This window comes from Deferribacterota bacterium (genome assembly GCA_034189185.1).
GTDB lineage: Bacteria > Chrysiogenota > Deferribacteres > Deferribacterales > UBA228 > UBA228.
The window spans coordinates 1-1,500 of sequence record JAXHVM010000312.1 but is presented as its reverse complement, the minus strand read 5'-3'; the positions used below and the strand labels follow the sequence as shown (position 1 = coordinate 1,500).

The following is a 1,500-nucleotide window of genomic DNA, read 5'->3' as shown; positions in this document are numbered from 1 at the left end:
AGCTATTAATATAACAAAAAATTTGCCTGCTTGAAAAAATATATTCAGTTTCTGTTTTCCCACAATATACATAATGTAAGCAACGGGAGTTACAACAAATTTTGCAAAAAACATAATTGAAAATATACGAATGTACTGTCCAACCTCAGACCATTCTGCTCCTAGGAGAAAGGGCGTTATGGAAGGAACTAATAAAAATATTAATACAAAAGGAATAATTCCATAAAGAAAAAGTGTTTTTGAGGTTTTATAAAAGATCTTTTCACAATTACCTTCTTTCTGAATCCTTTCAGAAGCTTCTTGTTTAAAAACATCTCCTACAGAGGATGTAACAAACCATATCGGAGAGCCTAAAATTTTGTCAGACATTGACATATAACCTACGTAAGTGCTTCCCCATAATTTACTTAAAAGTAAATTAGGTGCTTTATCACCTAATACTGAGAAGGTGTCTGCAATTAAAGAGAATCTTGGAAAATTTTTATATCTTGAAAGCACTACTTTAATTTCCTTCCAATTTATTCTTATCTTCTTTATTAATTCAGATTTATGTAACAATATAAAATAGGAAAGTATATAGCCTAAGAAATATGCATATAGTAAACCGTCGTTAGTCCTACCCCCGAATCCCATCAGAATTCTAGTCGATACCACTACAATTGACTGCACTATTATAGCTATCGATATTAGCTTATAATCTTTCCTCCTAATTCTAAAGTAATACAAAGATTCATATATTGCGACTATTAAGATATTGAGAGAAAGGAGAATCTTATAATCAACTAACTCAGGCACTCCTATACCATTTAAAATCTGATTTCCCCAAATTAATAGTACAATATAAAATAATATTGAAGTACCTAAAGAGAAAAGGCTAGCAATGTAGACTAAGCTTTTAGCTTTATCTTCTTTAACAGGAAGTATAATTGCAAGGGAATATCTAAAATTAGAAATCAAAGCTATCATTGAAACAATAGTAAAATAAACACTAAAAACCCCAAATTCCTCAGGCGAATAAATTCTTGTAAATAGTGGGGTTAATAAAATTGGAACAGCTTGAGCCACAATTCTTCCAAATATTAAGATAAGAACATGTTTTTTATATCCGCTATCTCCAATATATTGCTGTAATAATTTTTGAATAAGTTTCTTCATATATTTACTTTAAAAATGTATAAATCTTTGTTCTTTAAATTCACAACACTTTCTAACTCTAACCACTGAGATTCCATATATATTGAAAGTCTATCTTGATAAGGAAAAGGCTTCTCTTCAACAGTTGATACTATTAACCCTATCCTCTCAATATCAAAATTCTCAATCGTCCGAAGGTCATATCTTACAGATTTTCCATAAATATCAAAAGAGGTATATTTCTCAAACATCTTTAAATTCTTTTTTCTAGGTACCCACTCCGCTAACTCCCATTTCCATTCTGGATTATACCTATTATCCCCCCTATACACCTCAACTAGAATATCCCAACCTGGGTCATTTAAC

2 protein-coding genes are annotated in these 1,500 nt (G+C 30.5%); both read right to left on the bottom strand.

Annotated features, from left to right (window positions below):
* On the bottom strand, window positions 1-1,155 hold a 1,155-nt coding region (locus SVN78_11200), incomplete at its 3' end, for an oligosaccharide flippase family protein (GenBank protein MDY6822172.1).
* The coding region (locus SVN78_11195; GenBank protein MDY6822171.1) for a hypothetical protein at window positions 1,152-1,500 on the bottom strand (349 nt) is incomplete at its 5' end. The genes SVN78_11195 and SVN78_11200, both read right to left, overlap by 4 nt.